Here is a 26562-nt window from a genome sequence, read left to right on the forward strand (position 1 = left end):
ACGAAGATCGGCGAGGCAGAAACAAAGAAACTGCACGACAAAGCCTTCATCAATCTCACGCACTATCATTACTATATCAATCTGTTGCTGGACGGGCAGGTTTTTGAGCCGAAGGAAGCAAGCGAATTTACGGCACGCATGCATGGCCGCAACCTTGAATACCGGTTTACCGTTACTCTTCCGCACCCTGCGAAGAAGCTTGAATTGTCGATCTATGACCCTGAATTCTACGTTGATCTCGGTCCGCCGATGCAGCAGGTGACGCCGGAAAAAGCAGCTTCGGTTATGACGACGGGCATCTACGAGCCCAAGGATTTTCTTTCCGCCGGCGCGACGGATGGTGCCGCGCCGCCTGAATGTGGCTATAAAAAGGGTGACCCGCATGTAAGCGCAGTGTGGGGTGTGTTCACGGTATTTTTGATCAACTGCGCCGTCAAACAATAAGGTGGGGCTTGCGATGAAGCGTAGAGCAATATATTGCGCGTTGGCGCTGCTTGGCTTGGGTGTTGTCATGGCAACACCGGCTGCGGCAAACCCGTTCATGGCGGGCCAGCCATCGGAAGCGAATGTTGCCGCCATGGGCTTCTTTGCCACGCCTTTCATGCAGGAAATCATGTTGGCGCAAAAACAGATCCATGAAGCCATCACGGACCAAATCCAGCTCTTGAAAGACGGCCAGTCGCTTGCGCCGCTCTGGCTGTTGCTGCTGATCAGCCTTGCTTATGGCGTGTTTCATGTTCTGGCGCCCGGTCACGGCAAGGTAATCGTCGGTTCCTATTTTATCGGCAACAAGGCGCGCTGGCGCGATGGCATGTTGGCGGGTCTGGTCATGGCGGTCGGCCACACGGTTTCTGCCGTGGCGATCGTGGTCGTGCTTTATCTCGTGATCGGGCTGGGGCAGTTCGGCGTGCTTGCCAATGCGCGCTACGTCGAACTGGTTAGCTACGGCATGATTGCGTGCATAGGCGTCTGGTTGCTTGTGCGGGCTTTGAAGGGCGGGCAGGGCTGCAGCGTTTGCGGGCACGATCATGCGCATGACCACCATGATCATGATCATCACGATCATGGCCATGCGCTAAAAAACAAGCAGGCATTTGGCCTGTTCGCCGCAGCCAGCGCCGTGCCTTGCACGGGTTCGATGATCATACTGCTTTTCACGCTCGCGGGCGGTGTTTTGTGGGCGGGCATATTGGCGGTTATGGCCATTGCGCTTGGCATGTGGATCACTATCACGGCCATCGGCATGCTTTCCATACTATTGCACAGGGCTATCGCGGGGGAGGGGGAGCCCTCGCCCATGCGGCGCGGATTGACGCGGATGATTACTATTATTGCCGCACTGGTCGTCATGGCCACGGGCGGGTTGTTATGTGCGGGAACGTTTTACAGCATCGGGGCCTAGTCAAAGATATAGCAGCGCACGCTGCCATAACGTCCGGCCAGCACGGAAAACAATGCGATGGCGCCGGTTGTAAGTACGATTGCGGGGCCCGCCGGAACATGCACATGGAACGAGATCACCAAGCCCGCCACCGACGCCGCAATGCCGATCACGATGCTTAGCGGCACGGCGCTATCAATATTACGGGTCCAGAACCTTGCGGCGACGGCCGGCAGTATCATCAGGCCCAAGGCCATCAGCGTGCCGAGCGCCTGAAAGGCGGCGACAAGATTGGCAATCAACAATATAAAGAATACCAGGCTGGTCCCGCCCGCGCCTTTGCGCGAAGCGCGCATGAAATCGGGGTCAAAACATTCGATAACCAGGCCACGATATATCAGGCCGAGCGTCAGCACCGAAGCACAGGACACCCCGGCGCCGAGCAGAAGCATATTGCGGTCGATGCCGAGGATGTTGCCGAACAGAAGGTGCAGAAGATCGACATTATTGCCGTTTGCCGAAACGATCACGGCGCCGCCCGCAAGCGACAACAGGAATACCATGGCGAAACTGGCGTCTTCCTTCAATTGTGCGTAGCGCGTCAGCAGTGTGGCGATGATGGCGATAACAATGCCGGTCGCCATGCCGCCCAATGTCATCGGCCACACGGACGCACCGAAAAGAATGAAGGCAACGGCAACACCCGGCAAAATGGCATGTGACATGGCGTCACCCACAAGCGTCATGCGCCGCAGGTTCATGAATACGCCAAGCGGCGCCCCGCTGATGGAAAGGATAATACAGGCCACTAGCGCGCGGCGCATGAAAGCGTAATCGGCAAAGGGTTCGATCAACAGGCTAGCTGCGGTCATAATGATGTCCGTGCCCTTCATGCTGGTGGCCGTGTGTGTCGTTCGTGCCGGTATGTAGTTCGGCCATGTCGAGGTCGAAGGAAAGCAGTTTTTGCTCGAACAATTTGTGGGTATGTCCGCGTCCGAGGCATTTGCCGGCAAGAACGAAAGATTCAGGAAAATATTTCCTGATCAGCAGAAGATCGTGCAGCACGCAAATTATCGTGCGTCCTTCCTGATGCCATTGCAGCATAATGCGGATCAGTCTGGCGGTTGTTCCGGCATCCACGGCGGTGAAGGGCTCGTCAAGCAGTATCAGGCGCGGGTCCTGAATGATCAGGCGCGCGAACAAAAGCCGTTGGAACTGTCCGCCTGAAAGACAATCGATCTGCCGTTCGGCATAGTCCGCCAGACCGACATCGGCAAGGGCTGTAAGTGCCTGTTGCTGCATCGCGCGGGTTATGGCTCCGGTATTGCCGATGCGCGGCCAAAAGCCGGTGCATGTAGCCTTGAGTACCGAAATGGGGAAATCCCTTTGAATACTGGTCAACTGCGGCATATAGGCGATGCTGCTTTCCAGTGCGGGGTTGATCGTGACGCTTCCGCGTTTTGGCCGTACGATCCCGGCGATGGTTTTCAGCAACGTGCTTTTGCCTGCGCCGTTGGGCCCGGCCATGGCGGTCAGCGATCCTGCTTCAAATACGGCATGTATGTCGTGCAGGGCAACATGTTTGCCATAATGCACGGCAAGGTTGTTGATGGTGATGGCGGCGGTCATGGTGCCCATATGCCGGTCACGAAAAGTACAAGAGCAACAACGCAGGCGCAAAGCACTACGGCGATACCGAAACGTGCGGGAAAACCCATAAACAACATATCAGGCATTTTCCCGGCGTTGCTGACCCGGCGCTCTATCGATGCATTTATGGCAGGTGCCGGAAAGCTCGAACACTTCCTTATCAATGCCTGCAAGGAACTGCTTGCGCACGCGTGCAATGATTCTGGCTAACGCAGGATCGTTGATTTCCTGTACGGTGCCGCAGGTGTTGCAGACCGCGAGCTGGGCTGCATGGCTGTGTTCATCGTGTTTGTGACTGCAGGCGACGTAACTGTTCATGGATTCGATCTTGTGTGCATGGCCATTCTCGACCAGCCATCCCAGCGCACGATAGACAATCGGCGGCGACTTAAAGCCATGGCGGCGTAGCTTGCCCAGAATGTCATAGGCGGAAAGCGGCGTTCTTGCGGCGCGCAGAACGTCAAGCACGCGGCGGTTGTTGGGTGTAAAGGCGGTTTTCATAACCAGGCATCCTGTGTGCAATCATAAGTTATTGTATAACCTAACATATCCTGAACCTGCCGGCGCGCGCAAGCCACCATTGCGTATCCGGGGTCCTTGACTAATGTTATAACATAACATACAAAGGCATCCCGCATCAACCAAGCCGGAGCCGTCATGCGTAAAATTCTTGTCGTTTTTCTGTCCGTTCTGTTCGGGTGTATTCAACCGCTGCACGCTGCGCCTTTGCCTGTCGTGGCCAGTTTCAGCATTCTGGGTGACATGGTCAGGACCGTCGGCGGCGATGCCGTGGCGGTGACGGTCCTGGTTGGGCCGGATGGTGACGCACACAGCTTCCAGCCCACGGCACAGGATGCCAGGGCGCTTGCAGCCGCGAGCCTTATTTTCGTCAACGGCCTTGGGTTTGAAGGCTGGATGGAAAAGCTGGCCGAAACGTCCGGCGCAAAAAGCAGAATGGTGGTGGCAAGCGAAGGCGTGCGGGCGCGCATCGCGAACGAAGAAGGGCACGGAGATCATGATCATGGAGATACGGACCCGCACGCGTGGCAGGATCTCGCCAACGGTCGTATTTACGTCAACAATATTGCGGCTGCGCTGATGGCGGCATTGCCGCAGCAGGCAGGGGCGATCCGCGCGCGCGCCCGGGATTATGACCAACGGCTGAAGCAGCTCGACGAACAGATAAAACATGATTTTGCCGCCATCCCGGTGGCGCAAAGGCGTGTCATCACCAGCCACGACGCATTTGGCTATTTTGGTGCCGCTTATGATGTTGCTTTCATGGCGCCCGAAGGCCTGAGCACGGAAACCGAGCCCTCGGCGGCGGCGGTCGCCCGGTTGACGGACCAGATAAAACGGGAAGGAATCAAAACGGTGTTTGTCGAGAACATGACGAATTCTCGTTTAATCAAGCAACTTGCCGAGGATACGGGCGCGAAAATAGGCGGAACATTGTATTCCGATGCGCTTTCGGGCCCCGATGGTTCTGCGCCGACCTACCTTGGCATGTTCCGTAACAATGTGCCGAAACTGAAGCGGGCGATGCAGGAAAACGCATCAATGCCGGCCGACTAAATCTGCGCCGCCCTGCGTTGCTCCCGCTTCAGGGCGATCGAACGCACGATCACATAGAAAACCGGGGTCAGGAACTGGCCAAGGAAGGTAACGCCCAGCATGCCGTAGAACACGGCCACGCCCATGGCGTGGCGCATTTCCGCGCCCGCGCCGCTGGAAAATACCAGCGGCACCACGCCCATGATAAAGGCGAAGGATGTCATTAAAATCGGCCTGAGTCTGATGCGCGAAGCTTCCATCGCCGCCTGCAGCGGCGTTTTGCCGCTTTGTTCGATGGCGTGCGCGAACTCGACGATCAGAATCGCGTTCTTGCAATCCAGTGCGATCAGCACCATCAACCCGATCTGGGTGAAGATGTTATTGTCGCTTCCGTCCAGCCACACGCCGGTGATGGCGCACAGCATCGACATCGGCACAATCAAAATCACGGCGAAAGGCAGCGCCACGCTTTCATATAAGGCAACAAGCACAAGAAACACGAACAGCACGCAAAGCGGGAACACATATATGGCCGAATTGCCCGCAAGAATTTGCTGGAAGGTCAGATCGGTCCATTCGAACGCCATGCCCTTGGGCAAAGTTTCTTTAACGATCTTCTCGATCGCCATCATCGCTTGCCCGCTTGAAACGCCATGTCCCGGGTTGCCGTTCAGATCAGCGGAACGGAAGGCGTTGTAGCGCATGGCGCGGTCCGGCCCATAGCTTTGCTTGACGCTCAGCACGCTGCCAAGCGGGACCATCTCGCCCGCCGCGTTGCGGACCTTAAGGTTGGGAATATCCTCGCCATGGTCGCGGAACTGCCCTTCGGCCTGCGCCACAACCTGGTAGGTGCGCCCGAATTTGTTGAAGTCGTTGACATAGAGCGAACCAAGATAGACTTGCAGCGTCTCGAAAATGCTCGCGAGCGGGATGCCAAGCTGCTTGGCACGCGTGCGGTCGATATCGACGAAAAGCTGCGGCACGTTGATCTGGAAGCCGGAAAAGACGCCGGCAAGCTCCGGCGTCTGCCACGCCTTCATCTGGATCGCCTGCACGGCGTTGAATAGCGCGTTGTTGCCAAGGTCGGCGCGATCCTCGATCTGCATTTTGAAGCCGCCGATTTGGCCAAGCCCCATGATGGCAGGCGGCGGGAACACGGCCGTGAAGGCGTCCTTGATTTCGGCGAACTGTTTGTTGACCGAGCCGGCGATCGCGCCCGCCGAAAGCGCGGGCGATTTGCGTTCATCGAACGGCTTGAGCGGCAAGAAAACAATGCCCGCATTCGAAGAATTGGTGAAACCGTTGATCGAAAGGCCGGGGAAGGCGACCGAATTGGCGACACCCGGCGTGTTCATGCCGATTTCCGACATGCGGCGCACGACCTGTTCGGTCCGCTCGAGCGAAGCGCCATCCGGGAGCTGTGCGAAACCGACAAGATATTGTTTATCCTGTGCCGGGATGTAGCCGGTCGGCACATGCGTGAACTGGTATGCCGCCAGCGCACAGAAAATGGCATAGACAATCATGGCCAGCGGGCGGCGGCCCAGCACCCAGCCAAGCACCTTCACATAGCGGTTGCGCCCGCCATCGAACATGCGGTTAAAGCCCCTGAACAGCCAGCCGAGCAGGAAATCCATAATACGCGCGAGCCTGTCGGGCGGCGCATCGTGGCCCTTGAGCAGCAAGGCGGCCAGCGCGGGGCTGAGCGTCAGGGAATTGAAGGCGGAAATGACGGTGGAAATTGCGATGGTCAGCGCGAATTGCTGGTAGAACTGGCCCGTAAGACCGCTCACGAAAGCGATCGGCACGAACACCGAAATTAGCGTGAAGGCGATGGCGACGATCGGCCCGCTCACTTCCTTCATGGCCTGATAGGCGGCGTCGCGCGGCGCAAGCCCTTCCTGGATGTTTCGCTCGACGTTTTCGACCACGATAATCGCGTCATCCACCACGATGCCGATAGCCAGCACAAGCCCGAACAGCGAAAGCGCGTTGATGGAAAAGCCGAACGCGTACATAAGCGCGAAAGTGCCGACGATGGAAACCGGAACGGCGATCAAGGGGATGATGGAAGCGCGCCATGTCTGCAGGAACAAAATCACAACCAGCACGACAAGTATGATCGCCTCGATCAACGTGTGCACCACGGCTTTGATCGAATCGCGCACGAAGGTGGTCGGATCGTAAACGATCGTGTAATCCACGCCTTCGGGGAAACTCTTTTTCAGCTCCTCCATCGTTTTGCGCACGCTGTCGGAAACCTCAAGCGAGTTCGAACCCGGCGCCTGGAAAATACCCATAGCGACCGCGGGCTTGTTGTTCAGCAGTGAACGCATCGAATACAGGGCGCCGCCCAGCTGTATGCGCGCCACGTCGCTCAGCCGCGTCACTGCGCCGCCCGGCTCCGTCTTGATGATGATGTTGGCGAATTCTTCCTCGGTATCCAGTCGGCCTTTGGCGTTGATATTCAGCTGCAATTCGGTGCCCTTGGGCGCTGGCTCGGCGCCGATCACGCCCGCTGCCACCTGCGCATTCTGTTCCCGGATCGCGTTCACGACGTCGCCCGCGTTCAACCCGCGCGCCGCCACCTTTTCGGGATCGAGCCATATGCGCATGGCATAATCGGAACCGCCGAACACCATCGCCTGCCCGACACCGGGAAGGCGCGAAAGCCTGTCTTTCACATTCAGGGTCGCGTAGTTGCCCAGATACAGCTTGTCGTACCGTTCGTTGGGCGAAAGCAAGTGAACGACCATGGTCAGATCGGACGAACGCTTGGTCACCGTCACGCCGAATTGCCGCACGGTATCGGGCAGCCGGGGCAGGGCCTGGCTGACGCGGTTTTGCACCAATTGCTGCGCAAGGTCGGGGTCGGTGCCGATCTTGAAGGTGATGGTCAGGTTCATCAACCCGTCCGACGTGCCTTGGGAGAACATGTAAAGCATGTTCTCGACGCCGTTGATTTGTTCCTCAAGCGGCGCAGCCACGGTGGTGGCGATCACTTCCGGGTTGGCGCCCGGATAGCGCGCTTGCACTACAACCGAAGGCGGCACCACATCCGGATATTCCGAAATCGGCATGCTCCACATCGCCATGAAACCGGCAATGAAGATGAACAGCGAAAGAACGCCTGCGAACAGCGGGCGGTCGATGAAGAAGCGCGAGAAATTCATGCGGGCACCGCTGTTATGGCTCGGGGATCACGGGCGCAAGATCGTCCGCGCCGGCATTCGTTTCGCCTTCATGGAGCGTGATGCCGGTTTCGGTGGTTGGCGCGACGTCATCGGCCATATCCGGCATTTCGCCGGCCTTGCCTGTGGCGGTGCCGCTTTCCGGCGCCGGTTTTTCATCCGGCTGGGCGTCTGGCGGCGCTTCGGCCGGCGGCGCTTCGGTTTGTTCGGGTTGCGCCGCTTGCGGCACGGGCCCGCTCACGGGGGTGGTATCCGCTGCTTCCATCGTTACGGTTTCCGGCACGACCGGCATGCCCGGCTGCACGCGCTGCAAGCCGTTGACGATAATTTTCTCGCCCGCCGCCAGGCCGCTTTCAATGATGCGCATGCCGTCGGCGGTGCCGCCAAGCGTTACTTCGCGGTACATCGCCTTGTTGCCTTCACCGAGCACGAGCACGAATTTCTTGCTCTGGTCTGTGCTGATAGCGCGGTCGGTGATCAGCACCGCTTCGCGCGGCATGGCCGCGCCCATGCGCACCTTCACGAACATGCCGGGCACGAGGTTGCCGTCCGGGTTATCGAGTTCCGCACGTACGCGTATGGTGCCGGACGAGGTATCGAGCTGGTTGTCGAACGCCTTGATGAAGCCGGTGCGCGGCGCAGGATCGTTATCGCCGAGGCTGATAAAGACCGGGATCTGCTGTGCCTTGCTGTTTTCCACAGCGCGGTCGCGCACATAGCTAAGGAACGATTGTTCGTCCATCTCGATATTCGCGTAAATCGGGTCGGCGGTGACGATGGTGGTCAGCACGGGCGCGTTCATGAAGCCGGATTCGACAAGGTTGCCGACGGTAATTTCGGCGCGCCCCGCCTTGCCGGCGATCGGCGCGGTTACATGCGTATATTCAAGGTTCAGCCGCGCGGTCCGCAGCGCCGCTTCGGCGGCCTTGACGTTGGCATCGGCCACGCGCGCATCGCTGGCGCGGCGGTCCAGCGTCAGTTGCGATATCGTGTTGTTCTTGATCAGGCTTTGCGCGCGCTCGAGTTCGGTCGCGGCCAGCGAAGCGGCGCTTTGCGCGGCGGCCAGCGCGGCTTCGCTCCGTGCCGCTTCGGCTTCGAACGGACGCGGGTCAATCGTGTAAAGCAATGCGCCTTTTTTTACGAACGCGCCGTCCTGGAAATGCACGCCGACAATGGTGCCGCCGACGCGCGGGCGAATCTCGGCCTTCTGCACGGCTTCAAGATGGCCGGAAAATTCCCGGAATTCCTGGATTTCCTTGCTGATCGCGGCCGCGACATTCACCTGCGGCGGCGGGGGCATTTGCATGCCGTCTGCGCCCGCTTGCGCCGCGCCTTGCGGCGCGCCGCCAAGAAAGCGCGCGGCAAGCAGACCGGCGGCCGCCACGATAACCAGCGTAAGGATAATTTTCTTGATCATAAGTTCGCTCCGTTCAGGCGGCCCGGCTTCGGGGTTCGGTTTTCAGATAACGCATCAGGCCGGTTTCAAGGTTTTGCCTGATGACTTCAATGTCGTTCATAATGCGGGCCTGCACCAGCACGCCGCCGATATAGGCCACCATTTCTTGCGCGGCCGCGGCCGGGTCGTCCACCGCGCATAAACCGGCCTCCGCCGCTTCGCGCATTAGCCGTTCGAAATAGCCGGCGTAGCCGTTGAAAATCTCGCTTACCTTGCTATGCACCGTTTCATCCTGTGTGCACAATTCCGCGCCGTAGGTCATGAAGGGGCAGCCGATAACCCGGCCATACTGTTTTTGTTTTTCCTTCTGGCGTTCGAGCGTCATGGCGCAATAGGCGCTTATCTTTTCGGCCGGGCTGGTGCCGGCGGCGAAAATCTCGTCCATATGGGTGCGCATAAGATCGCGCATGGCTTCGAAGGTGGCGACGGTCAGATCGATTTTGGAACGGAAATAATGATAAAAGCTGCCCTTCTGCACGCCTGCGGCCTTGCAGATATCATCGACGCTCACCATGCCGTAGCCTTGCAGCCAGAACAGCTCGATCGCGGCGTTGATAAGTTTTTCGCGGGTATCCTTGGCCATGATGCGCGTATGGAAAAAGGGACAGTTCGTGCCCGTTTCGTACGCCATTGCCATTTTTCGGTCAACGGAAAATTTGACTGATCAGTCAAATTTATACTACAGTATTATCAAGACCTTAGAACCGCCAGCAGCTTCTTTTTTTCCGGCAGCAAGGCATCTTCCTTGCTCAGGACGCCGTCCTTCAGACTCTCGCGGCACAGGGCTGATGGTGCCGGCAACGGTTTTTCAAGCAGGGCTTTGAGTAATTTGCGCGCCTCTTCAAGGCTTTTGCCGTAGCGGGCGATCAGCGCGGCAACGCTGACATGCTGCGCCGGGTCATCGAGCCAGCAATCGAAATCGGTGGAGATAGCAACGGGCGCATAACAAATTTGCGCTTCGCGCGCCAAAAACACTTCGGGCACGTTGGTCATGCCGACAAGGTCGCAATTGATCTGGCGCAAAAAGAAACTTTCGGCGCGCGTGCCGAAGCGCGGACCGTCCACGCAGGCATAGGTTTTCCCGGTATGCATCTTGATGCCGAGCGCGGGCGCGGTTTCCGCGATCCAGGTGCTCAGGTTGGGGCAGGTGGGCTCGGCCATCGATATATGCGCGACAAGCCCTTCGCCGAAAAAGCTGCGTACGCGCGGCCCCTTGATCCAGTCGAAATACTGGGAAGGAATGGCGAAATCTCCGGGCGGGATTTCCTGCCGCAGGCTGCCGACGGCGGAAAAGCTGATCATCTGCTTCACGCCGACATGCTTGAAGGCGAAGATGTTGGCGCGATAATTGATTTCATGCGGCAGAAACTGATGGTTCTTGCCGTGACGCGGCAGGAAGAAAATTTCCTTATCACCGTGCCGCGCCCGTGCCAGCGGCGCCGAAGGCGCGCCGAACGGGGTGGGAACATCAATCTCCTCCACCACGTCAAGCCCGTCTATGTTGTAGAACCCTGTCCCGCCGACGATGCCGAGCATGTTAGTCGAATACCTTCCCAAGGCGTACCGGCACGCGCACACCAACACGCACATCCGGCGCATCCTCGGTCGCGCCGACTTCCATATTCAGGCTGACGCTGGTGATGGGGTTGAAGCGATGGCTGATGCCGAAAGTCATGGCGCCGACCTCAAGCGAATCCGTGCGCGCGCTGCTCTTGGCCAGCGTGCCGGTATCGACCGAATGTTGCATGGTGTTGAACACATGGCTGTGCTTATAGCCGAGTGTGAACGAGGTTTCGGGGTTGATCGAGAAACCGAGCCCGACGCTGGCGTTAATCGCATCGCCCGGGTCAACGCTGGTGATGCGTGTGGTGCCGAAAGTTTTGTTGATGTCTTCGCACAGGTTGAAGACATAGCCGAGATTGGCGAACAACACGGCCGGGTCGGTGACCTTGATAGCGGTTACGCTGGCTTCAAGCGATTTGAAGCCGCTGCCGGTAGGCAGGCGCGTTGCGATGTTGGAAGAATTATAGGGTACGTCGAACGGGCCGTCGGCGTTATCGTGCTTGTAGCGCAGGTTGCCGATGAGGAAGGGCCAATCGTCGCGGCCGCTGTTGATCTGATAGGAAAGACCCATATCGATATCGCCGAAGCCATGGCCTTCGATTACGTTCTTGGTCGTGCTGCCGCCGCTGCTGGTCGTGGTCGCATCGTTGCGGTAGGCATAGGGCACGCGTATGTCGGTTTCGAGCCGGTTTGTGAGACCGAGGCGCACGCGGGACGAGTTTTGCAGAACCTGCCGGCGCGAAGATGTTGCGTTGATGACGCCCACAAGCACGACTTCGGCCACCTGCACGCCCTGGAAGGTGAAAACGTTGCTGCTGGTGTTCGTATAATCGGTGCTGTTTTCATACATCAGCACGCCCTTGGGTGTCAGCACGCCCCCGGTATCGGGCAGTGCGTTGATTTCGGGCCGGGCGGTTTCCTCTTCCTGCCGTGCGAAGGAAGCTTGCACCTTCTCTTCCGGTGCCGTCGCGGCCAGCTGCGGCCGATTGCCTTGCTTGTTGCGGCTGTACGCTTCGTTCTGCGCCGTTGAAACCGGGGCGGCGCTGGGTGGGCGCTGCGCGTTATTTCTGCTGATCTGTGTGCCGGCGCCGCGCTCCGTCGCCATCGCCTCGGCTGTAAGCGGGCCCAATGCTTCAAGCTTCCTGCGATGCGCGCCGATTTCCCGCGCCTGCGCTTCCAGCTTCGCTTGCTGGTGCTGCAGCGCGCGGCGCTGCTGATCGATCAATTTTTCCTGCGCGGCAAGGCTGGCCTTCAGCTGCGCAATATCGTCCTGTACGCTTGCCTGCGCCGGTGCGGCAAAGGCAACGGCACTCATGGCGGCGGTAAGCAAAAGAGCGCGGCGCAGAGGAGGGAGCATCAGAATGACCTTGAAAACGAAATACGGGCAAAACGTCACACCGATTCACCGGGAAAGTCCAACAAACTAAGCATATTTTTCATGCGAGGCCAGCCAAAAACCGCACAATCAGGCCGGATTTGCTGAAAAAGTCATGAAGTGAGCCTTAAAAACCGTAGCCGAGGGGCTGCATGTTAACGCTTTCGGCAATATTGGAGATCGCCGTATTTTGCTTTGCGAGATCAATATCGCTGATAACCTGCTGCATGTTTTGAAGCGTCAGATCGATATTGACGGTCTGCGAAGCGTCGATGCCGCTGGCAGTGTTGTTGATGATACTGGAAGGCGTGCCGTTCGCCGTTTCGTTCAGGAAGGTCGTGCTGGTTCCATCTTCGTGGGTGACGACAACGCCGGCATTGTTGCCCACCAAAGCCGCCTGCAGGTTGGATGGCAGACTTTGCGTGTTCAGGCTTGATGTGTTGACGGTGGTTTCAAGGCTGCCGTTGTTGTTTTCCATGACGACCGAGCGCTCAAACAGCGAAGAGCCGTTGAACATGGCATGCACATTAACCGCGAAGCGGTAAATCAGATTGCCCGCGCCGAACCCGCCGCGCAACCCGTCAAGATCCCTGACCGCGACTGCGCGTGCATCCGCCATGGAAATTTCATCGGCTGCCGTACGCGCAAACGCGTGCATCGGAAAAACAAGCGCGGCGGCAAGGATAAGGAGGGCAATGCGCTTCATAACCCGCCTCCAAGCCGCACGCTTTCAATCGTGTCCATGGTCGTGGTGAAAAGATCGGTGCCCGCAGGCGCAGCTTGCCACGGCATGGGTTCGAGAACGTCGCTGTCGATCAGCTGCTCAAGGTTGTTTTCGCGCAAGGTCGCGAGCGAGCGCACAAGTTTCCATTCGCGCGGGCTGTTGAACACGGTGTGTGCCTTGCTGGCATGGTTGGTCACCAGAAGCGCGATGCCGTTCCACATTTGCTCGAAATGCTTGCGGTGATAAACGACATTGCCGTTGTTGGGGTCTCCCACCAGAACGAACGGCCCGGCGATACCCTTAACCACCACAAAATGGTTATAACCTTCCTTGTTGATCAAGGCGATAAACGGCACGCGCTTTTTTTCGATGGCGGCAAGCGAAAGCTTATAACCGTTAGCGTTCATGCCCTTGCGGCGCATATAATTGACCATATCGAGCATCGAAAAACCTTCGCGCCTGATTTTTTCCTGATCGCCCTGATCGAACATGGATTTGAAAACATCACGTTCCGATGTCGGCACGTCATAGACATAAGACATCATCGTCGCCACTGTGGCGGAACCGCAGCTGAAATCATAAGCCTGCCGCTTGGTTGTCTGGAACGGCCAGTCGCGCCAGCTCACGACCGCGATGTTCGTTGTATCGCGCGGGCCGTTGCCGACGGGAACGGTGGTTTGCAAATTATCGCTTGCCGCAAACGGGTCGGCTTCGGCCGCGAATGCAGACGGGGCCGGCAGCAGGGCCGGAACCGTCGCCAGAAGTACGCCCAGAACCGCGGTTCGCAACATTGCGTTCTCTCTAAAAATCACCCTGCCGCCTTATGGCGTGCCGGGAAGCATTTGAATATTGACCGATACGGCCGAATTGATAGCTGTGTTGTTACCGGTGTTGTTGACGTAGCTGCCGAAGCCGCTGCCGCCGAAGTTGTCGCCGATATTGATGCTGCCTGTGACAAGATCGCCCGTCACCGAAACCGTGTTGCCGGTTGCGGTGGCCGCCAGTGTTTGCGTTGAAACCGCGCTGTTCTCGGCAGCCGCGCCGCGGGCGGCGCCCATGGTATCGAGATCCATTGCCGCTTCATCTTCGATGATGATTTCGTCATCCAGCATCGCCCATGCCGGCGCGGCTGCAAGGGCGGCGGCCAGGAAAAGGGCGGTAAAACCTGTAATTTTCATAACACTTGCTCCACTATTCGGGGCTGGGTGAAGAACCGCACGGGCCGGGTTGCCCCGGGCCCGTGCGGCTTTACTCATCGGCTGGCTTACGGAGCCAGACCGTTCACCTGCGCCGAAATGTTGGTCGCATTGTTGCCGGCATTGTTCAGGCCGGTGGTGTTGCTGAGCGTATAGACGCCCGAAGCGTTGAACGTGTCCGAACTATAGACAACGTCGCCCGTGCGGTTGCTCACATCACCATAGCTGTTCGGCTGGAAGTTGTTGTCAACCAGCGCGTTCGAGCCACTGATGGTAGAGGTCAGCGTCTGCGTCGCTACAACGGCGTTCACCGAATCGTCTTCGATCGTGATCGAATCGTTGACGTCGTTGTTGACCTGAGCGGCGATGTTCGTTGCGTTGTTGGTCGCACCGTTCTGGCCGGTCTGGTTCTGCAGCGTGTACAGGCCTTCGGCGTTGAACGTGTCGCCGCCGTATTCAATGTCGCCCGTACGGTTGGTCAGCTCGCCGTCTTCAAAGACGTCGTTCTGGACCGTGCTGTCGCTGTTGCTGATGGTTGCCGTGCCCGACTGGGTCGCGAAAACATAGTTTTCGGAGTCGTCGTCCAGCTCCAGATCGTCGCTGACCTGCGCCGCAACGTTGGTCAGGTTGTTGCCTGCATCGTTCAGGCCGGTCTGGTTCTGCAGCGTGAAGACGCCTTCCTCGTTGAAGGTTTCGTCATCATAGTCGATATCGCCGGTGCGGGTATCGGTGTTGCCGATATCGCCGGGCTGTTCGCTGCTGTCGTTGTTGCTCTGGATCAGAACATCGCTGTTGTTCTCGATCTTCGCGGTGCCGGTCTGCTTGGCCTTGACCACATTGTCGGCATAGTCATCAAGCTCGACATCGTCGATGTTGACCTGTGCGGCAATGTTGGCGCCGTTGTTGCCGACATTGTTCAGACCGGTCTGGTTCTGGATCGTGAACACGCCTTCGGCGTCGAAGGTCTGGTTATCGTAATCGATATCGCCGGTGCGCTGGTCGAGGTTGCCGTCCTGCGTGGTGTTGAACACACTGGAATCGGAGTTGTTGAGGCCGCCCGAAAGCGTTTGTTCGGCCTTTACCGTGTTATCGCCGTCATCGGCGTCGATGGCGTCGGCGAATGCTGGTGCGGCAATCGTGAGTGCGATCGCAGCAACAGAACTCAGGAGCACATGTTTCATGATCTATTCCCTCAAGGTTATGAGCATGACAGACAAAATTGTCAGCCATCCCGAGGCGGGCCGCGTTGCGAATCCGCAATCGGTGCCCGTTATATGAAGCGGCCAAATTTTCGAGTCAATGCATTATTATGGTTAACAAGCAACCTGCAAGATTGTTGCTCATATCGCGTGCGATGAAATCCGCACGTGTGCACGATTGTGGATAAGTATAACTGTGATAGTACAAGATTTCAGAATTTATCGTTAAATTTCGGTATCGAACCATCAACAGAATTGTGCACAAATTTTGTGCACAACGATTCGTATGAGCAATATTTTATGTAGAGGCGGCGGAATTATTTGCTGACGCGCAAATTTGCCAGCGAATCGCCGATCGCCTGAAATGCCGATTGCAGCGTCGCGCTCGATGGCGCGTTAAAATAATAATCTGCCTGCGTGGCGCAGTTTTTCATCAAGGTTCTGACGCCGCTCGAAACGCTGCCGAACGTGATTGTGTAGATAATGATGTTGTTGTTCTTCATCGAAGTGCAAACTGATGAAAGCCGGCTATCGAGCCGCGATTCGGCAGTAGAGCTGTTGGTGGTGCCAAGCAAACCGTCATTCAGGTAGCCGTAGGCGCCATCGCCGCTATTGCTCATGGTGTTTTCGCCGTCGGTCATGATGATCGCGGCTTTGTCCATCAACTCGGTATTGTAATCGAGCGGCAGGCTGTTGGCGTCCATCGTGCCGCCCCAAAGCCCGCGCCAGCGCGGCGAAAGCATGCGCCACGCCCATACGGCGCCGAGGTTGATATGCGTGTAACCTACGGCTTCCATGCTGTTGATAGCGGTCGTAATGGTTGCTTTTACATTGGTCATACGCGTGACTTCTTGCGGGCAATATTTATTTGGGCCTTTGGTGGAGCCGATCCCGTCCTTGTTATGGCCATTGCTTTTAAGCCAATCGTTGTTGCTGTCGTCGCCCCAATAATACTTTGTGAATTTCTCCACGCTTGGCGGATCGTCGGTGATGTCGCGGCCGCTGGCCACGCGCGCTTCGGTGCATCCGCCCCAGGCAATGGTCGGATTGCCCCAATTGAAAGAGCCGGCATAGACCCAGCTTGTGTGGCTGTTGCCGATATTCACGGCCTGCGAAAATGGCACGAGCCCGACCCACAGATTATCGACCGTCGAATTGCTGCCGAACAGGGTGGTGACCAGAAGATTGGCCGCAGTTTTCAGGCTGGTCAGATCGGAGCCCTGCATCGAGGTTGTGTTATCGAGCGCCATCACAAGTTCAAGCCCGCGGCTGGAGCGCGTGATCTCGCTTTCGGCGGAGACGGTGACCGAATTATTGTCAAAAATTTGCATGAAAGTCGTCGGCATCGTCGCGGTGGCCGAAAGCGTGATCGTGGTGGCGTCGGAATTGACCGAAACGGTAACATTCGTGATGGTCGCGCCCAGATAATCGCTGGGGAAATTGGCGTTCAGGTATTTCGTGACCTCGCTTTGCACGTTTGCGGTGCTGATGGTCGAACCGGCGGCGAGACCGGCGGCATCGAGCGCGCTTGAAAGCTTGGCCTGCACCATTTCCGCTCGTCCGGCATCGACTGCGAGCCCAACCGCGCCGGTCAATGCAAGGAAAGCAAAAGCGATCATGGGCGCGGCCACGCCGGCTTCGTTGCGCCAGAAGCGCTTCAGCAAGGCGTCGATATTGCGGGCGATGTTACGCATGGCATCCATCCTTTATGTGGGCGGCGTGATAAGCGTGCCGAGGCGCGGTTTGTAGATAGAGGTCTTGTAAATCTCGGTTTCCGGAATGATGTCGTCGGCAATTGCGGGCGTATATGTGTAATACACCTCCGTTATCACCACATTATCCTTGTCGTTAAGCGTCAGCCCGTTGGGCAGCGAAGCCGCCCCGCCGGTGCTGCCGATCTGGCTGCTTTTGCTTAGCGTGCCGCCGCCGGAATATTGCCAGCGTACTTTGGTGGCCGGGTTGCCGCTGTTGTCGCGGTAAACCGAGCTAACGATCACGATTCCGTCGGTGCCGAACGCAAAGGGTTCCATCATTTCCGCGGCCGCGAGCAAAATGTCGTTCATTTGCGAAGCGCTGATCGAATTTTCGGATTGCGCCACGATATCGGCCACGGTGTGGGCGATGCGCTCCGATTTCTGCACGATCATAATAAAACGGGTCAGCTCGAACCCGCCGTAAAGCATGGTCACCAAAACCGGCATCGCCATGGCGAATTCCACGGCCGCGATGCCGCGCTCGCCGCGCCGTGTCGGGCCGTTCAACCTGCGGCGTATGGCACTAATAAGGTTCATTGCGCACCACGATCTTGGCTTCGAGCGGGTAATCGCCGTTATTGCCGAAAATTTCCGACATAAGCGGCGTCATGATCTTCCAGGGGTAGCCGATGGTATAGACCACGATTTCCGACGAACTGCCTGCGCCGGTTTTGCCCTGGTCCGTATCGTATGTGCCGTTGCCATTCACATCCGTGAAGTTCTCACCCGTATCCCAGTGGCCATTGCCGTTGGCATCGACATAGGGTTCGGGCTGGCCGACTTTGCTGAACGTTGTGTATGCCTCGGACGAAATTGTGATCTCGTCCGTATCGATCACGTTGCTCAGGTGCTTGATAAGCGCGGCCTTGATGGTTTCCGTTTGCGTCTTGCCGGCTTCCTTGTAACCGGTCTTGCCGGTGCGTGAAGCGTTATAGGCCGCGCCTTCCAATTGATGCTGCACAAACATGATCATCGAAACTTCGATCGTGCCGAGCATGACGGAAAACAGCACGGGCGCGATGAACGCGAATTCGACGGCCGTCGAGCCGCGCTCGCCGTTCTGCCTGCCGGGAACGGCGGGGCGGACGCGCCGCATCAGGCGCAATATGCCAAGGCTATTTCGCATGTTTGTCAGCTTACCATGACATGGTTAACCATGCCCTTAATCATTAAAAAGAATTAATACGAATTTCGACGCACTTTGCCGGTTTTTTGGCCTTGAAAGCAATTGTTTCGTGCACCCGGGACCGGTGCGAGGCAAAAAATAACCTGAAATTTCTTAAATAATCCGGGCAAAGGCAAAAGTTAAGGAATCAGGCGGTTTTAAAGCGGGCCGGGTTGCCAAGCGCAATCGCGCCCGGGGGGACCATATTGTAAACGACGCTGCCCGCACTGATCCGCGCCCGCGTGCCGACCTTAATGCCGGGCGTGATGATGGTGGCGGAACCAAGATAGACGCTATCCGCCAGCTGCGCGCGCCCGAGCATCAGCGCATAGGGGCTAAGGCATGAAAAATCCCCGATCACGGCTTCGTGGCCGACCAGTGCGCCGACATTCAGAAAAACCTGCGCGCCCAGCACGGCTTCCGCCGCCACGGTCGCCTGGTGCGATATGACGCAACCTTCGCCCAGCTTCGCGCTGGATGCGACATAGGCGCGCGGGTGCACGAGCGTGGTGAATTGCGCGCCGCGGCGTAAAAGCCGGTGGGTTACGGTGCGGCGGTGATCGGGTTCGCCCATCGCAATCACGCATGCATCGCCGTCTTCGGGCACGTAATTGTCGATCGCGCCAATTACCTTGGCGCCGGCATGCGGCGTGCCGACCGCTTTGGTATCGTCAAGGAAGCCGCGAATCCGGAAAGCGGCGCCCGCCGCCATCGCATCTTCGGCGTAGCCCGCCACTTCGAGCCCGAGCCCGCCCGCACCGACAATCACCAGATTTTTCTTGGTCATGACACACCCGCCTCAAAGCCTGTTTGCACGCACCGCGTCAATTCGCGGACTATATCATACCCGTCCCATATATGGTGAAAAGCCAGCGCCTGTCCGGGCGGCACGAGCCGGTCGAAGCCGCGCCCGCCGCAGCGGGCGGCAAATTCCTGCAATATGGCGGGCGAAAAACCCGCATGCACCAGCGTCTGGTCGCGGCGCTCGGCCATGTCCGCCAGTGCCGCGAGGCCGGGCAGCACGCATTCGATCAAAAGCCCGTGCCCGTAACCCACCCGCTTGAACGGCAACAGCGCTTCGGGCGCTATGATGCGCAAAACCGCAAGCCGCGGACCGAAGGTGCGGCGCAGCGTAATCGGCAGATCGACTTGCGCGAGGTAATCGGCGCCCAGCCGTGCCATATGCGCGCCAGCATCAATGCGCATGGCCTTATACCCGGCGGCGGCACTTACGCGCCTGTAAAAATCATCCCCCGCGCCGGTCGCGGCATCTTCCGTGCCTACCCACGCAATCGCGCGCGGGCTGGAACAGGCCATTTGCTCGTACCAGAATAAATCGTTGGCAAACTGCCCCGCCATTTTTTCGCGCGCGTCTTCGGGCATGGCCGCGTATTGTTTGGCATCGAACGCCGCCCATGAAAATTTATCAGCGAAAGCGAGGTCTTTGGTCAGCGGCCCGGCGGCAATGGCGCGTACGGCGGCCACCGCTTCATCGCCCCCCCAGATCATGCGCACGTCCGCCGCGCGGCTCAGAAGCCCGGTCGTGGCGGCATCGTGCGCATAGCGCACTATATATATGTGTGCGGCGATGGCGGGCCCGGCCTGCGCGCAGGCTTGCCGCAGCAACGCCGCCAGCAATTGTCCCGCCGCGCCGGCGCGCCCGGAAAGGCGTGTGATACTGGCATTGCCGGCAAGGAGCGCCAGCGCCAGCGTATAGACGAAGATGGTATCGACATTCGCGGGCGGAAAATGCAGCACAAGACCGCGCGGCGCGCTGCGGCTGCCTGCGGGTTGCGTCATTTTAAAGTGCGCTTCCACCCGTTGCAGCGAAGCCGGGCGCAACCAGAACCCGAGCGCCTGCAGTTCCGGATATTTGCGCGCTCCCGTGTCGTGCAACAGCAGTTCGGAAAAAGCGGCAAGGAAATTTTTTGTTTCTTCGGCAAAGGGTTGCAGCGGGTGGTCGCGACGCGCCTGTTCCTGCTGCGCGATCAGCGCGGCCGCATCGGTTTCCGTTCCCCGGGGGGCGATAACCTGTATTGTCATGCCGCCAGCCCCGCGCCGTGTACATCGCCGCAGCCGCGCAGCGGCGCGCGCGGAACCCGTCCTTCAACCACGAAGCCCTTGCCCATGCGGCCGTCAACGCCGCTATCGACCGCGATAATGCGCCCGATATCCTCGGTCAGCAGCGAATGACCGGGATAGCTGCGCGGCAGCGGGGAAAGCACCTGTATCAGCCCGGCTTCGCCGCGCGGCGCGGGCGCCAAGGTCAGCGGGTCGCGAATGATAACGTCGGCGAAAACCGGCGGGTAAAGCAACCCGTCACTGTTTTCTACAAAGATGCTGCCGACCTGTTCGGCCATGCCGTAAAAATTATGGATACGCCGCAACCCGAAGGATTTTTCAAGCCCCGAGCGGAAGGCTTTGTTATCGACCGCCTGTGCCTGCAATTGTTTCCACCCGCCGCTGTGCAACAAAATGCCGTTCTGCATATCGTAGCCGCGTTCGCGCAGCGGCTGCCGGAAATGCTGCCAGACCATAAAGGTGAAGCCGAACATAAGGAACGGCGCGGTGCCGTGTTCAAGCAGGAATTGCCCGATCGCGGCGCGGTTTGGTTCCATATCCTCGCTCAGCGCGAAAGCGTGGTTGCGCCCGAGCGGCATGAGCCCGAGGATCCCGGCCGCGCGCGCATTAATCTGCTCCGCGCCGCCGACGCTGGAAGGTTTGTCGATGATCAGCATGGGCAGGCGTTCCGTGCCGATCACGTCTTGCATGATGATCGCGAGCGCGCGCGCCTGCAGCTTCGCCGTTGCGGCATCGAGCGGGATGCGGCTTACGGGCCCGCTTGTCCCGCTGGATGTCAGCGTGGTGCGCACCATGCGTTCGGGCACGCTTGAAAGCAGCCGGTGCTTGAACAGCGAAACCGGTATAAAGGGCAGCGCCGCCAGCGTATCCGCGCCTTGATAATCGGGGGCGCTGAGGGAAAGGATTTTTGCATAAGCCGGGCAATGCGCCGCGTGCTCGGCTGTCAGCATGCGCAAAAGCGGAAGCAGGTGCGTTTCCTTGATCGCCTGGCCAAGGCTGAAGGGCGGTACATGCAAAAGCTTTTCCAGCGTCACAAAAGCCCCCGCAATCTTACGTAATCAATTTTGCCCTGTCCGGTCAGCGGCAGCGAAGGCAGGTATTTCAGCTTTATGCTCTGCGAAGGCAGTTGCATGCGTTCCTGCAATACCTGCTCAAGCTGTTTTTGCACGCTCTGGTCGCGCTGATCGGTGGCGATGACAATATGATCGCCGCAATCCATCGCCGCGCAGGGCGTAACGGAACGGCCAATCGCCTCAACCTCATCCAGCATCACGCGCAAACCGTGGATCTTTGCCATGCGCTGCTTGCGCCCGGTGATGGTGAGAAAGCCTTCCTCGTCCAGCACGCCGTAATCGCCGGTGATCAGTGTGGTGCGCATGTCGTCGCCGCGCGAAAGATCGGCGCGGTCGTCGGCATAGCCGAACATCACGTTCGGCCCGCGATACACAACCTCGCCCTCCGTGCCCGGCGGGCAGGGATAGCCATCCTTGCTGATGACCTCAAGCGTGCCCCCTTCAAGCGCTTGCCCGACCGTGCCGGATTTGCGCGCAAAATCTTCAAAACGCAGCGTGGTCATGCGCGGTGATGCCTCGGTTTGCCCGTACATCACGACAAGCTTGCCGCCGCGCGTGCCAAGCTTGTCGGCGAAATCCTGCAGCAATCCGGCGTCGGCCTTGCCGCCCGCCTGCAGCCAGGTGTTGAGCGTCGGCGCGTGCAACCGCGCAAGCCCAAGCCGCTGCACCATGGTAAAATGCGAAGGCACGCCGGCAAACAGCGTGCATTGCCGGTTTTGCACCAGTTTCCAGAAATCGTTTTGCACAACGCTCGCTTCGGTCAGCACGACGCTGCCGCCGCAGGCAAGCAGCGTGTGCAGAACGGAAAGCCCGAAGGAATAGGAAAGCGGCAAATGCAGCACCGCCCGTTGTGCCGGGTCCAGCGCAAGCGCGTCAATAACCGCGGCGATATTATGCGCGAGGTTGCGGTAAGCAAGCCGCACGAATTTCTTGCTTCCCGTGCTGCCTGATGTCGAAAGCAGCAAAAATAATTGCGGGTTGATCCCGGCCGTATCGTGCTTGTCCGCTTCATAAATCTGCATGCCGTCGGCCCCCGCTTGCAGCCGGCGCAGCCCGGTCGGGTTTGCGAGCGGCGCGGGCGCCACGATCCAGTCGGGCCGGTAAGCCTTGCGCAGGCTGCTAAGCGTGCTTTCCTCGCAATCGTGATCGAGCATCATGATTGCGTGCCCGGCGGCGGCAATCGCGAGATAGGCGACCGCGCACGCCGCGCTGTTACGCGCGAGCAGGAAAACCAGATGTTTGTGATCGCCGGCAAAGGTTTTGGCCATTTCGGCTACGCGTTCGCGTAGCGCGCCGTAGCTGATCCAGTCCTGCAAACTCTGATCGAATAGAGCGGGGGCGTCGTCCGGCGCGTCGGGCGCAATCAGGTCTTGCGGAAGATCGAGCGCGCGCATGGTCCGTTACACGGTGACGCCGTGCAGCGCGAGGATGGAGCGCGCCTTGGCGTAATCGCTCATATCCAGTATCTGCTCGGTTGTGAACATAACTTCGAACGCCCCTTCGATGGAGGCCACCAGCCGCATATGCGCGATCGAATCCCACGCGGCGGTATCCTGGTAGGCCAGCCGCTCGACCGGCTCCTTGCCATCAAGCGCAAGGGCGCTGCGAAAACATTCGGCCAGTCGGTCGGCATTGGTCACGGGCATTGTTCCTTTCAAGGGCGGCTATTCGCCGATTATCTTCACAAGCACGCGTTTGCGGCGCTTGCCGTCATATTCGCCGTAAAATATCTGTTCCCATGTGCCGAAATCCAGCTTGCCGCCGGTTATGGCCACGGTCACTTCGCGGCCCATCACCTGCCGTTTCAAATGCGCGTCGGCATTATCCTCGCCGGTGTCGTTGTGGCGGTACCGGTCGTGCGGCTTTTCCGGCGCCAGTTTTTCCAGCCATTCTTCGAAGTCGTTGTGCAACCCGCGCTCGTCGTCGTTGATAAAAACGCTCGAGCTTATATGCATAGAATTGCAAAGCAGAAACCCTTCACGGATGCCGCTTTCGGCCAGCGCCTCTTCGACCTGCGGCGTAATATTGATATAGGCGCGGCGTGAAGGGATGTTGAAAACCAGTTCCTTGCGGTAAGACTTCATGGGCTTGATCCTAAAGACATTGTGCTGCCGGTCAATTTAACGCTTTTCTGCTCTTATCAAGTTATATCAATAAGATACAATTTATCCCCAGTGCAAGAAACCCTGAATTCGCGCGGATTGCGCCCCATTCTTGCCATAAGCTGACCCTAACTTTTTGATGTAAGACGGCACACGCCGTCACAACTGCTCGGAGGAAGATATGCGCAGCAGGCTTTTCTCGAACTTCGCTTTAACCGCCGCGGTGATCGCGCTTGCGATGCCGCTGGCCGCAGCCCCCGCCCATGCGGGCAAGGATACCGCCGGCCTGTTGCTTGGCGCCGGGCTTGGCGGCCTGCTCGGCAACCAGTTCGGTCACGGTACCGGCAAGGTGATCGCGACCAGCGTCGGCGTGTTCGCGGGCGGCCTGGTAGGCAGCTCGGTCGGCCGTTCGCTCGATCGTGCAGACCATACCTATTACAGGGGCCAAACCACCAGCTACTACGCGCCGCAGCGCCACCGTGCGCATTACCGGCCCAACTATGTGGCCCCGGCCTATCACACGACACAAGTGATATACGTGCCGCAACCGCAACCGGTCTATGTGCAGCAAGGCTATGTTTCGCCCACATCCTCCAATGGCAGCTATTGCCGCGAATACACCAGCAGCGTGCAGATCGGCAACCAGTTGCGCGAAAGCTACGGCACCGCCTGCATGCAGCCCGACGGCAGCTGGCAGATAAATGACTAGATAAGGTCAAATTTCCGCCACGAATCTGTGGTGGATTATAGGTCTCACGTGATTGAGCAGCGCGTGAGAGAGGCGCCCGGAACCGCTGGATGTAAGCGGTTCCGGGTTTTCTTTTGCCCGCCGCCGCCGTAATAATGGCCTTCTTCCCCGCCGGGGAACAGGAAAGCGCCATGACCGATCTGCTCACCAGTGATTTTGCCTTCGACCTGCCGCCCGAACTGATCGCGCCCGCGCCCGCGCGTCCGCGCGATGCCGCGCGGCTTTTGCACGTTACCCCCGCGGCGCTGGCCGATAGGCAGGTGCATGATTTGCCCGGCCTGCTGCGTGCGGGCGATCTGATGGTGTTCAACGATACGCGCGTGATCCCATCCCGCCTGATCGGGTGGCGCGGCGATGTGCGCGTGGAAACGCTTTTGCACAAACATGCGGGCGGGGGGCTCTGGCTGGCCTTTGCCCGGCCCGGCAAGCGCTTGCGCGCGGGCGACGACATAATCTTCGCCCCCGATATTCGTGCAAAAATTATGGAAAAGTGGGAAGGGGGCGAACTGGCGCTGGAATTTTCATGCAGCCATGCCGGTCTGCTCGCCTTCATGCAGGCGCATGGCCATATGCCGCTGCCGCCCTATATCAAACGCGCGGCTGGCGATACCGCGGAAGACCGCGCCGATTATCAAACCGTTTATGCCGCGCGTGACGGCGCGGTGGCCGCGCCCACGGCGGGGCTGCATTTTACGCCCGAACTGCTTGCCGCGCTTGATGCAAAGGGCATTGAGCGCATGCATGTGACGCTGCATGTCGGGGCGGGCACGTTCCTGCCGGTCAAGGCTGCGCGCATCGCCGATCATGTGATGCATGCCGAATGGGGGGAGGTAACGCCCGAAAATGCCGCAAGGCTTTTGCGCGCGAAGCAGGAAGGTCGCCGCATCGTTGCCGTCGGCACCACGGCGGCACGGCTGCTGGAAACCGCCGCGCGCGGCGGGGCCATTGCGCCGTTTGCGGGTGAAACCGATATATTTATTTATCCCGGTTTTGCCTTCAGGGCGGTCGATGCGCTGATGACCAATTTCCATTTGCCGGAATCCACGCTTTTCATGCTGGTGTCCGCTTTCGCGGGGCGGGATCGTATGCAAGCCGCCTACCGCCATGCTATAGAGCGTCGCTACCGTTTCTTTTCCTACGGCGATGCAACCTTGCTGGAACGCGCATGAGCACGCAATTCGATCTTCTGGCATATGATGGCGATGCGCGGCGCGGTCGCGTCACCACCGCGCATGGCAGTTTTGAAACGCCATGCTTCATGGCCACGGCCACGGCCGCGAGCGTAAAGGGCATGCACTGGCGCGATGTCGCTGCCGCCGGAGCCGAACTTGCCATCTGCAACACCTATCATCTGATGCTGCGTCCCGGGGCGGAACAGATCGCGGCGCTGGGCGGGCTGCACGCCTTCACCGGCTGGCAGGGCCCGATTTTGACGGATTCCGGCGGTTTTCAGGTGATGTCGCTGACGGGGTTGCGCAAGCTGACCGAACAGGGCGTGGTCTTTCGCTCCCACGTCGATGGCACGCAATATAACCTGACGCCCGAACGCTCGATCGAAATCCAGCATTTGCTCGATAGCGATATCGCAATGGCGTTCGATGAATGCACGCCGTTCCCGGCTGAACCGGATGTGGCGGCGCAATCCATGCGCATGTCGATGCGCTGGGCGCAGCGTTCGCGCGATGCCTTCAAGGCGCGCACAGGCTACGGCCTGTTCGGGATCGTGCAAGGCGGCGTGCACCCGCATCTGCGGCTTGAATCGGTCGAAGCGCTGCGCAAGATCGGTTTCGATGGTTACGGTATCGGCGGCCTTGCCGTGGGCGAAGGGCAGGAAAGCATGTTCGCCATGCTTGATGTCACCAAAGCGGTGCTCCCGGCCGGTAAGCCGCGCTATCTCATGGGGGTCGGGCGGCCCGATGATATGGTCGGTGCCGTGGCGCGTGGGGTCGATATGTTCGATTGCGTAATCCCCACGCGTTCGGGCCGTACCGGGCAAGGTTTTACAAGCCGCGGCGTGTTGAACATTCGCAACGCCCGTCATGCGGCCGATAAACGTCCGCTCGATGAAAATTGCGGCTGCCCGGCCTGCGCGAACCACAGCCGCGCCTATCTGCACCACCTGTTCCGGGCCGATGAGATGCTGGGTCCGATGCTGCTAAGCTGGCACAACATGCATTACTATCAAGATTTGATGCGCGGCATCCGGGCCGCCATTGAAGCCGGCGCCTTCGCCGCCTTCGCCGAAGCCTTTTATGCCGGCTATACGCGCGGCGATATCGATCCGCCGGAAAAGGCCGGCAAACCCGCCGCCGGATAGTTGCCGGGGGCGCGCGGCTGGTTTAGAAGATA

The 26562-nt window shown here is 58.9% G+C and carries 27 protein-coding genes; 6 read left to right on the top strand and 21 right to left on the bottom strand.

Features of this window, described 5'->3' with window-relative positions; translation table 11 throughout:
• Window positions 1-444, top strand: a 444-nt coding sequence (locus GC131_07655; GenBank protein ID MBI1273944.1) for a DUF1007 family protein, incomplete at its 5' end; no start/stop codon positions are given.
• A 13-nt stretch (window positions 445-457) separates the two neighbouring features.
• Window positions 458-1402 (top strand): hypothetical protein, encoded by a 945-nt coding sequence (locus tag GC131_07660; protein ID MBI1273945.1) that lies wholly within the window; start codon window positions 458-460, stop codon window positions 1400-1402.
• Here GC131_07660 and GC131_07665 read toward each other — a convergent pair.
• From GC131_07665 to GC131_07675, 3 genes are all read right to left on the bottom strand, one after another.
• Window positions 1399-2253, bottom strand: a complete 855-nt coding sequence (locus tag GC131_07665; GenBank protein ID MBI1273946.1) for a metal ABC transporter permease — start codon at window positions 2251-2253, stop codon at window positions 1399-1401. The two genes, GC131_07660 and GC131_07665, sit on opposite strands and share 4 nt — an antisense overlap.
• Window positions 2240-3019, bottom strand: a complete 780-nt coding sequence (locus GC131_07670; protein MBI1273947.1) for an ATP-binding cassette domain-containing protein — start codon at window positions 3017-3019, stop codon at window positions 2240-2242. The genes GC131_07665 and GC131_07670 overlap by 14 nt, the downstream gene beginning before the upstream one ends.
• Window positions 3020-3109: 90 nt before the next feature.
• Window positions 3110-3532: a transcriptional repressor gene (locus GC131_07675; protein ID MBI1273948.1), complete on the bottom strand. Its 423-nt coding sequence runs from the start codon at window positions 3530-3532 to the stop codon at window positions 3110-3112.
• A gap of 156 nt (window positions 3533-3688) precedes the next feature.
• Here GC131_07675 and GC131_07680 point away from each other — a divergent pair, with 156 nt between their 5' ends.
• Window positions 3689-4606 carry a metal ABC transporter substrate-binding protein gene (locus GC131_07680; GenBank protein ID MBI1273949.1) on the top strand — a complete coding sequence of 306 codons (918 nt, stop codon included), beginning with the start codon at window positions 3689-3691 and terminating at the stop codon, window positions 4604-4606.
• On the opposite strand, the gene GC131_07685 is transcribed toward GC131_07680, so the two are convergent.
• The 18 genes from GC131_07685 to GC131_07770 all read right to left on the bottom strand — a co-directional run bounded on the left by GC131_07685 (window position 4603) and on the right by GC131_07770 (window position 23447).
• Entirely contained in the window at window positions 4603-7758 is a 3156-nt protein-coding gene (locus GC131_07685; protein ID MBI1273950.1) for a multidrug efflux RND transporter permease subunit, read from the bottom strand. The genes GC131_07680 and GC131_07685 overlap by 4 nt on opposite strands.
• Window positions 7759-7771: 13 nt before the next feature.
• Window positions 7772-9193, bottom strand: a complete 1422-nt coding sequence (locus GC131_07690) for an efflux RND transporter periplasmic adaptor subunit (protein ID MBI1273951.1) — start codon at window positions 9191-9193, stop codon at window positions 7772-7774.
• A gap of 13 nt (window positions 9194-9206) precedes the next feature.
• Window positions 9207-9869 (bottom strand): TetR family transcriptional regulator, encoded by a 663-nt coding sequence (locus GC131_07695; GenBank protein MBI1273952.1) that lies wholly within the window; start codon window positions 9867-9869, stop codon window positions 9207-9209.
• Window positions 9870-9922: 53 nt separating this feature from the next.
• Complete coding sequence (locus tag GC131_07700; GenBank protein MBI1273953.1) at window positions 9923-10768, bottom strand: 5'-methylthioadenosine phosphorylase; 846 nt, start codon at window positions 10766-10768, stop codon at window positions 9923-9925.
• Window position 10769: 1 nt separating this feature from the next.
• The gene (locus GC131_07705) at window positions 10770-12152 is read right to left on the bottom strand and encodes a hypothetical protein (GenBank protein MBI1273954.1); all 1383 of its coding nucleotides are present in this window, start codon (window positions 12150-12152) and stop codon (window positions 10770-10772) included.
• Between the two features lie 145 nt (window positions 12153-12297).
• Window positions 12298-12876, bottom strand: a complete 579-nt coding sequence (locus GC131_07710) for a hypothetical protein (GenBank protein ID MBI1273955.1) — start codon at window positions 12874-12876, stop codon at window positions 12298-12300.
• Window positions 12873-13685 (bottom strand): peptidase C39, encoded by an 813-nt coding sequence (locus GC131_07715; GenBank protein ID MBI1273956.1) that lies wholly within the window; start codon window positions 13683-13685, stop codon window positions 12873-12875. Before GC131_07715 ends, GC131_07710 begins: the two co-directional genes overlap by 4 nt.
• 30 nt (window positions 13686-13715) lie before the next feature.
• Window positions 13716-14072, bottom strand: a complete 357-nt coding sequence (locus GC131_07720; GenBank protein MBI1273957.1) for a hypothetical protein — start codon at window positions 14070-14072, stop codon at window positions 13716-13718.
• Between the two features lie 86 nt (window positions 14073-14158).
• Window positions 14159-15271 carry a hypothetical protein gene (locus tag GC131_07725; protein ID MBI1273958.1) on the bottom strand — a complete coding sequence of 371 codons (1113 nt, stop codon included), beginning with the start codon at window positions 15269-15271 and terminating at the stop codon, window positions 14159-14161.
• A 335-nt stretch (window positions 15272-15606) separates the two neighbouring features.
• The gene (locus GC131_07730) at window positions 15607-16908 is read right to left on the bottom strand and encodes a pilus assembly protein (GenBank protein ID MBI1273959.1); all 1302 of its coding nucleotides are present in this window, start codon (window positions 16906-16908) and stop codon (window positions 15607-15609) included.
• Between the two features lie 87 nt (window positions 16909-16995).
• Window positions 16996-17580, bottom strand: coding sequence for a hypothetical protein (locus tag GC131_07735; protein ID MBI1273960.1), 585 nt, complete (start codon window positions 17578-17580; stop codon window positions 16996-16998).
• On the bottom strand, window positions 17567-18169 hold the full coding sequence (locus GC131_07740; protein ID MBI1273961.1) for a pilus assembly protein: 603 nt from the start codon (window positions 18167-18169) through the stop codon (window positions 17567-17569). The genes GC131_07735 and GC131_07740 overlap by 14 nt, the downstream gene beginning before the upstream one ends.
• Before the next feature lie 187 nt (window positions 18170-18356).
• Window positions 18357-18995 (bottom strand): acetyltransferase, encoded by a 639-nt coding sequence (locus GC131_07745; protein ID MBI1273962.1) that lies wholly within the window; start codon window positions 18993-18995, stop codon window positions 18357-18359.
• Window positions 18992-20251, bottom strand: coding sequence for a gamma-glutamyl phosphate reductase (locus tag GC131_07750; GenBank protein ID MBI1273963.1), 1260 nt, complete (start codon window positions 20249-20251; stop codon window positions 18992-18994). The genes GC131_07745 and GC131_07750 overlap by 4 nt, the downstream gene beginning before the upstream one ends.
• A complete protein-coding gene (locus GC131_07755; protein MBI1273964.1) occupies window positions 20248-21318 on the bottom strand; it encodes an acyl-protein synthetase in 1071 nt (356 codons plus the stop codon). Before GC131_07755 ends, GC131_07750 begins: the two co-directional genes overlap by 4 nt.
• Window positions 21319-21320: 2 nt before the next feature.
• Window positions 21321-22757, bottom strand: coding sequence for an AMP-binding protein (locus GC131_07760; GenBank protein MBI1273965.1), 1437 nt, complete (start codon window positions 22755-22757; stop codon window positions 21321-21323).
• A gap of 6 nt (window positions 22758-22763) precedes the next feature.
• Window positions 22764-23009 (bottom strand): acyl carrier protein, encoded by a 246-nt coding sequence (locus GC131_07765; GenBank protein ID MBI1273966.1) that lies wholly within the window; start codon window positions 23007-23009, stop codon window positions 22764-22766.
• 18 nt (window positions 23010-23027) lie between these two features.
• Window positions 23028-23447 carry a YjbQ family protein gene (locus tag GC131_07770; GenBank protein ID MBI1273967.1) on the bottom strand — a complete coding sequence of 140 codons (420 nt, stop codon included), beginning with the start codon at window positions 23445-23447 and terminating at the stop codon, window positions 23028-23030.
• Window positions 23448-23646: 199 nt separating this feature from the next.
• Between GC131_07770 and GC131_07775 the strand changes: the two genes are divergently transcribed.
• The 3 genes from GC131_07775 (at window position 23647) to tgt (ending at window position 26530) form a co-directional block, all read left to right on the top strand.
• The gene (locus GC131_07775; protein ID MBI1273968.1) at window positions 23647-24174 is read left to right on the top strand and encodes a glycine zipper 2TM domain-containing protein; all 528 of its coding nucleotides are present in this window, start codon (window positions 23647-23649) and stop codon (window positions 24172-24174) included.
• Between the two features lie 170 nt (window positions 24175-24344).
• On the top strand, window positions 24345-25382 hold the full coding sequence (gene queA, locus GC131_07780) for a tRNA preQ1(34) S-adenosylmethionine ribosyltransferase-isomerase QueA (GenBank protein ID MBI1273969.1): 1038 nt from the start codon (window positions 24345-24347) through the stop codon (window positions 25380-25382).
• Entirely contained in the window at window positions 25379-26530 is a 1152-nt protein-coding gene (tgt, locus tag GC131_07785) for a tRNA guanosine(34) transglycosylase Tgt (GenBank protein MBI1273970.1), read from the top strand. Before queA ends, tgt begins: the two co-directional genes overlap by 4 nt.
• The last annotated feature ends 32 nt before the right edge of the window (window positions 26531-26562 follow it).

It is taken from the genome of Alphaproteobacteria bacterium (assembly GCA_016124955.1).
Classification (GTDB): domain Bacteria; phylum Pseudomonadota; class Alphaproteobacteria; order UBA9219; family RFNS01; genus RI-461.

Coding starts and splice junctions, on each gene's coding strand:
- GC131_07660 (MBI1273945.1), top strand. CDS start 458: ATGAAGCGTAGAGCAATATATTGCGCGTTGGCGCTGCTTGGCTTGGGT.
- GC131_07665 (MBI1273946.1), bottom strand. CDS start 2,253: ATGACCGCAGCTAGCCTGTTGATCGAACCCTTTGCCGATTACGCTTTC.
- GC131_07670 (MBI1273947.1), bottom strand. CDS start 3,019: ATGGGCACCATGACCGCCGCCATCACCATCAACAACCTTGCCGTGCAT.
- GC131_07675 (MBI1273948.1), bottom strand. CDS start 3,532: ATGAAAACCGCCTTTACACCCAACAACCGCCGCGTGCTTGACGTTCTG.
- GC131_07680 (MBI1273949.1), top strand. CDS start 3,689: ATGCGTAAAATTCTTGTCGTTTTTCTGTCCGTTCTGTTCGGGTGTATT.
- GC131_07685 (MBI1273950.1), bottom strand. CDS start 7,758: ATGAATTTCTCGCGCTTCTTCATCGACCGCCCGCTGTTCGCAGGCGTT.
- GC131_07690 (MBI1273951.1), bottom strand. CDS start 9,193: ATGATCAAGAAAATTATCCTTACGCTGGTTATCGTGGCGGCCGCCGGT.
- GC131_07695 (MBI1273952.1), bottom strand. CDS start 9,869: ATGGCAATGGCGTACGAAACGGGCACGAACTGTCCCTTTTTCCATACG.
- GC131_07700 (MBI1273953.1), bottom strand. CDS start 10,768: ATGCTCGGCATCGTCGGCGGGACAGGGTTCTACAACATAGACGGGCTT.
- GC131_07705 (MBI1273954.1), bottom strand. CDS start 12,152: ATGCTCCCTCCTCTGCGCCGCGCTCTTTTGCTTACCGCCGCCATGAGT.
- GC131_07710 (MBI1273955.1), bottom strand. CDS start 12,876: ATGAAGCGCATTGCCCTCCTTATCCTTGCCGCCGCGCTTGTTTTTCCG.
- GC131_07715 (MBI1273956.1), bottom strand. CDS start 13,685: ATGTTGCGAACCGCGGTTCTGGGCGTACTTCTGGCGACGGTTCCGGCC.
- GC131_07720 (MBI1273957.1), bottom strand. CDS start 14,072: ATGAAAATTACAGGTTTTACCGCCCTTTTCCTGGCCGCCGCCCTTGCA.
- GC131_07725 (MBI1273958.1), bottom strand. CDS start 15,271: ATGAAACATGTGCTCCTGAGTTCTGTTGCTGCGATCGCACTCACGATT.
- GC131_07730 (MBI1273959.1), bottom strand. CDS start 16,908: ATGATCGCTTTTGCTTTCCTTGCATTGACCGGCGCGGTTGGGCTCGCA.
- GC131_07735 (MBI1273960.1), bottom strand. CDS start 17,580: ATGAACCTTATTAGTGCCATACGCCGCAGGTTGAACGGCCCGACACGG.
- GC131_07740 (MBI1273961.1), bottom strand. CDS start 18,169: ATGCGAAATAGCCTTGGCATATTGCGCCTGATGCGGCGCGTCCGCCCC.
- GC131_07745 (MBI1273962.1), bottom strand. CDS start 18,995: ATGACCAAGAAAAATCTGGTGATTGTCGGTGCGGGCGGGCTCGGGCTC.
- GC131_07750 (MBI1273963.1), bottom strand. CDS start 20,251: ATGACAATACAGGTTATCGCCCCCCGGGGAACGGAAACCGATGCGGCC.
- GC131_07760 (MBI1273965.1), bottom strand. CDS start 22,757: ATGCGCGCGCTCGATCTTCCGCAAGACCTGATTGCGCCCGACGCGCCG.
- GC131_07765 (MBI1273966.1), bottom strand. CDS start 23,009: ATGCCCGTGACCAATGCCGACCGACTGGCCGAATGTTTTCGCAGCGCC.
- GC131_07770 (MBI1273967.1), bottom strand. CDS start 23,447: ATGAAGTCTTACCGCAAGGAACTGGTTTTCAACATCCCTTCACGCCGC.
- GC131_07775 (MBI1273968.1), top strand. CDS start 23,647: ATGCGCAGCAGGCTTTTCTCGAACTTCGCTTTAACCGCCGCGGTGATC.
- queA (MBI1273969.1), top strand. CDS start 24,345: ATGACCGATCTGCTCACCAGTGATTTTGCCTTCGACCTGCCGCCCGAA.
- tgt (MBI1273970.1), top strand. CDS start 25,379: ATGAGCACGCAATTCGATCTTCTGGCATATGATGGCGATGCGCGGCGC.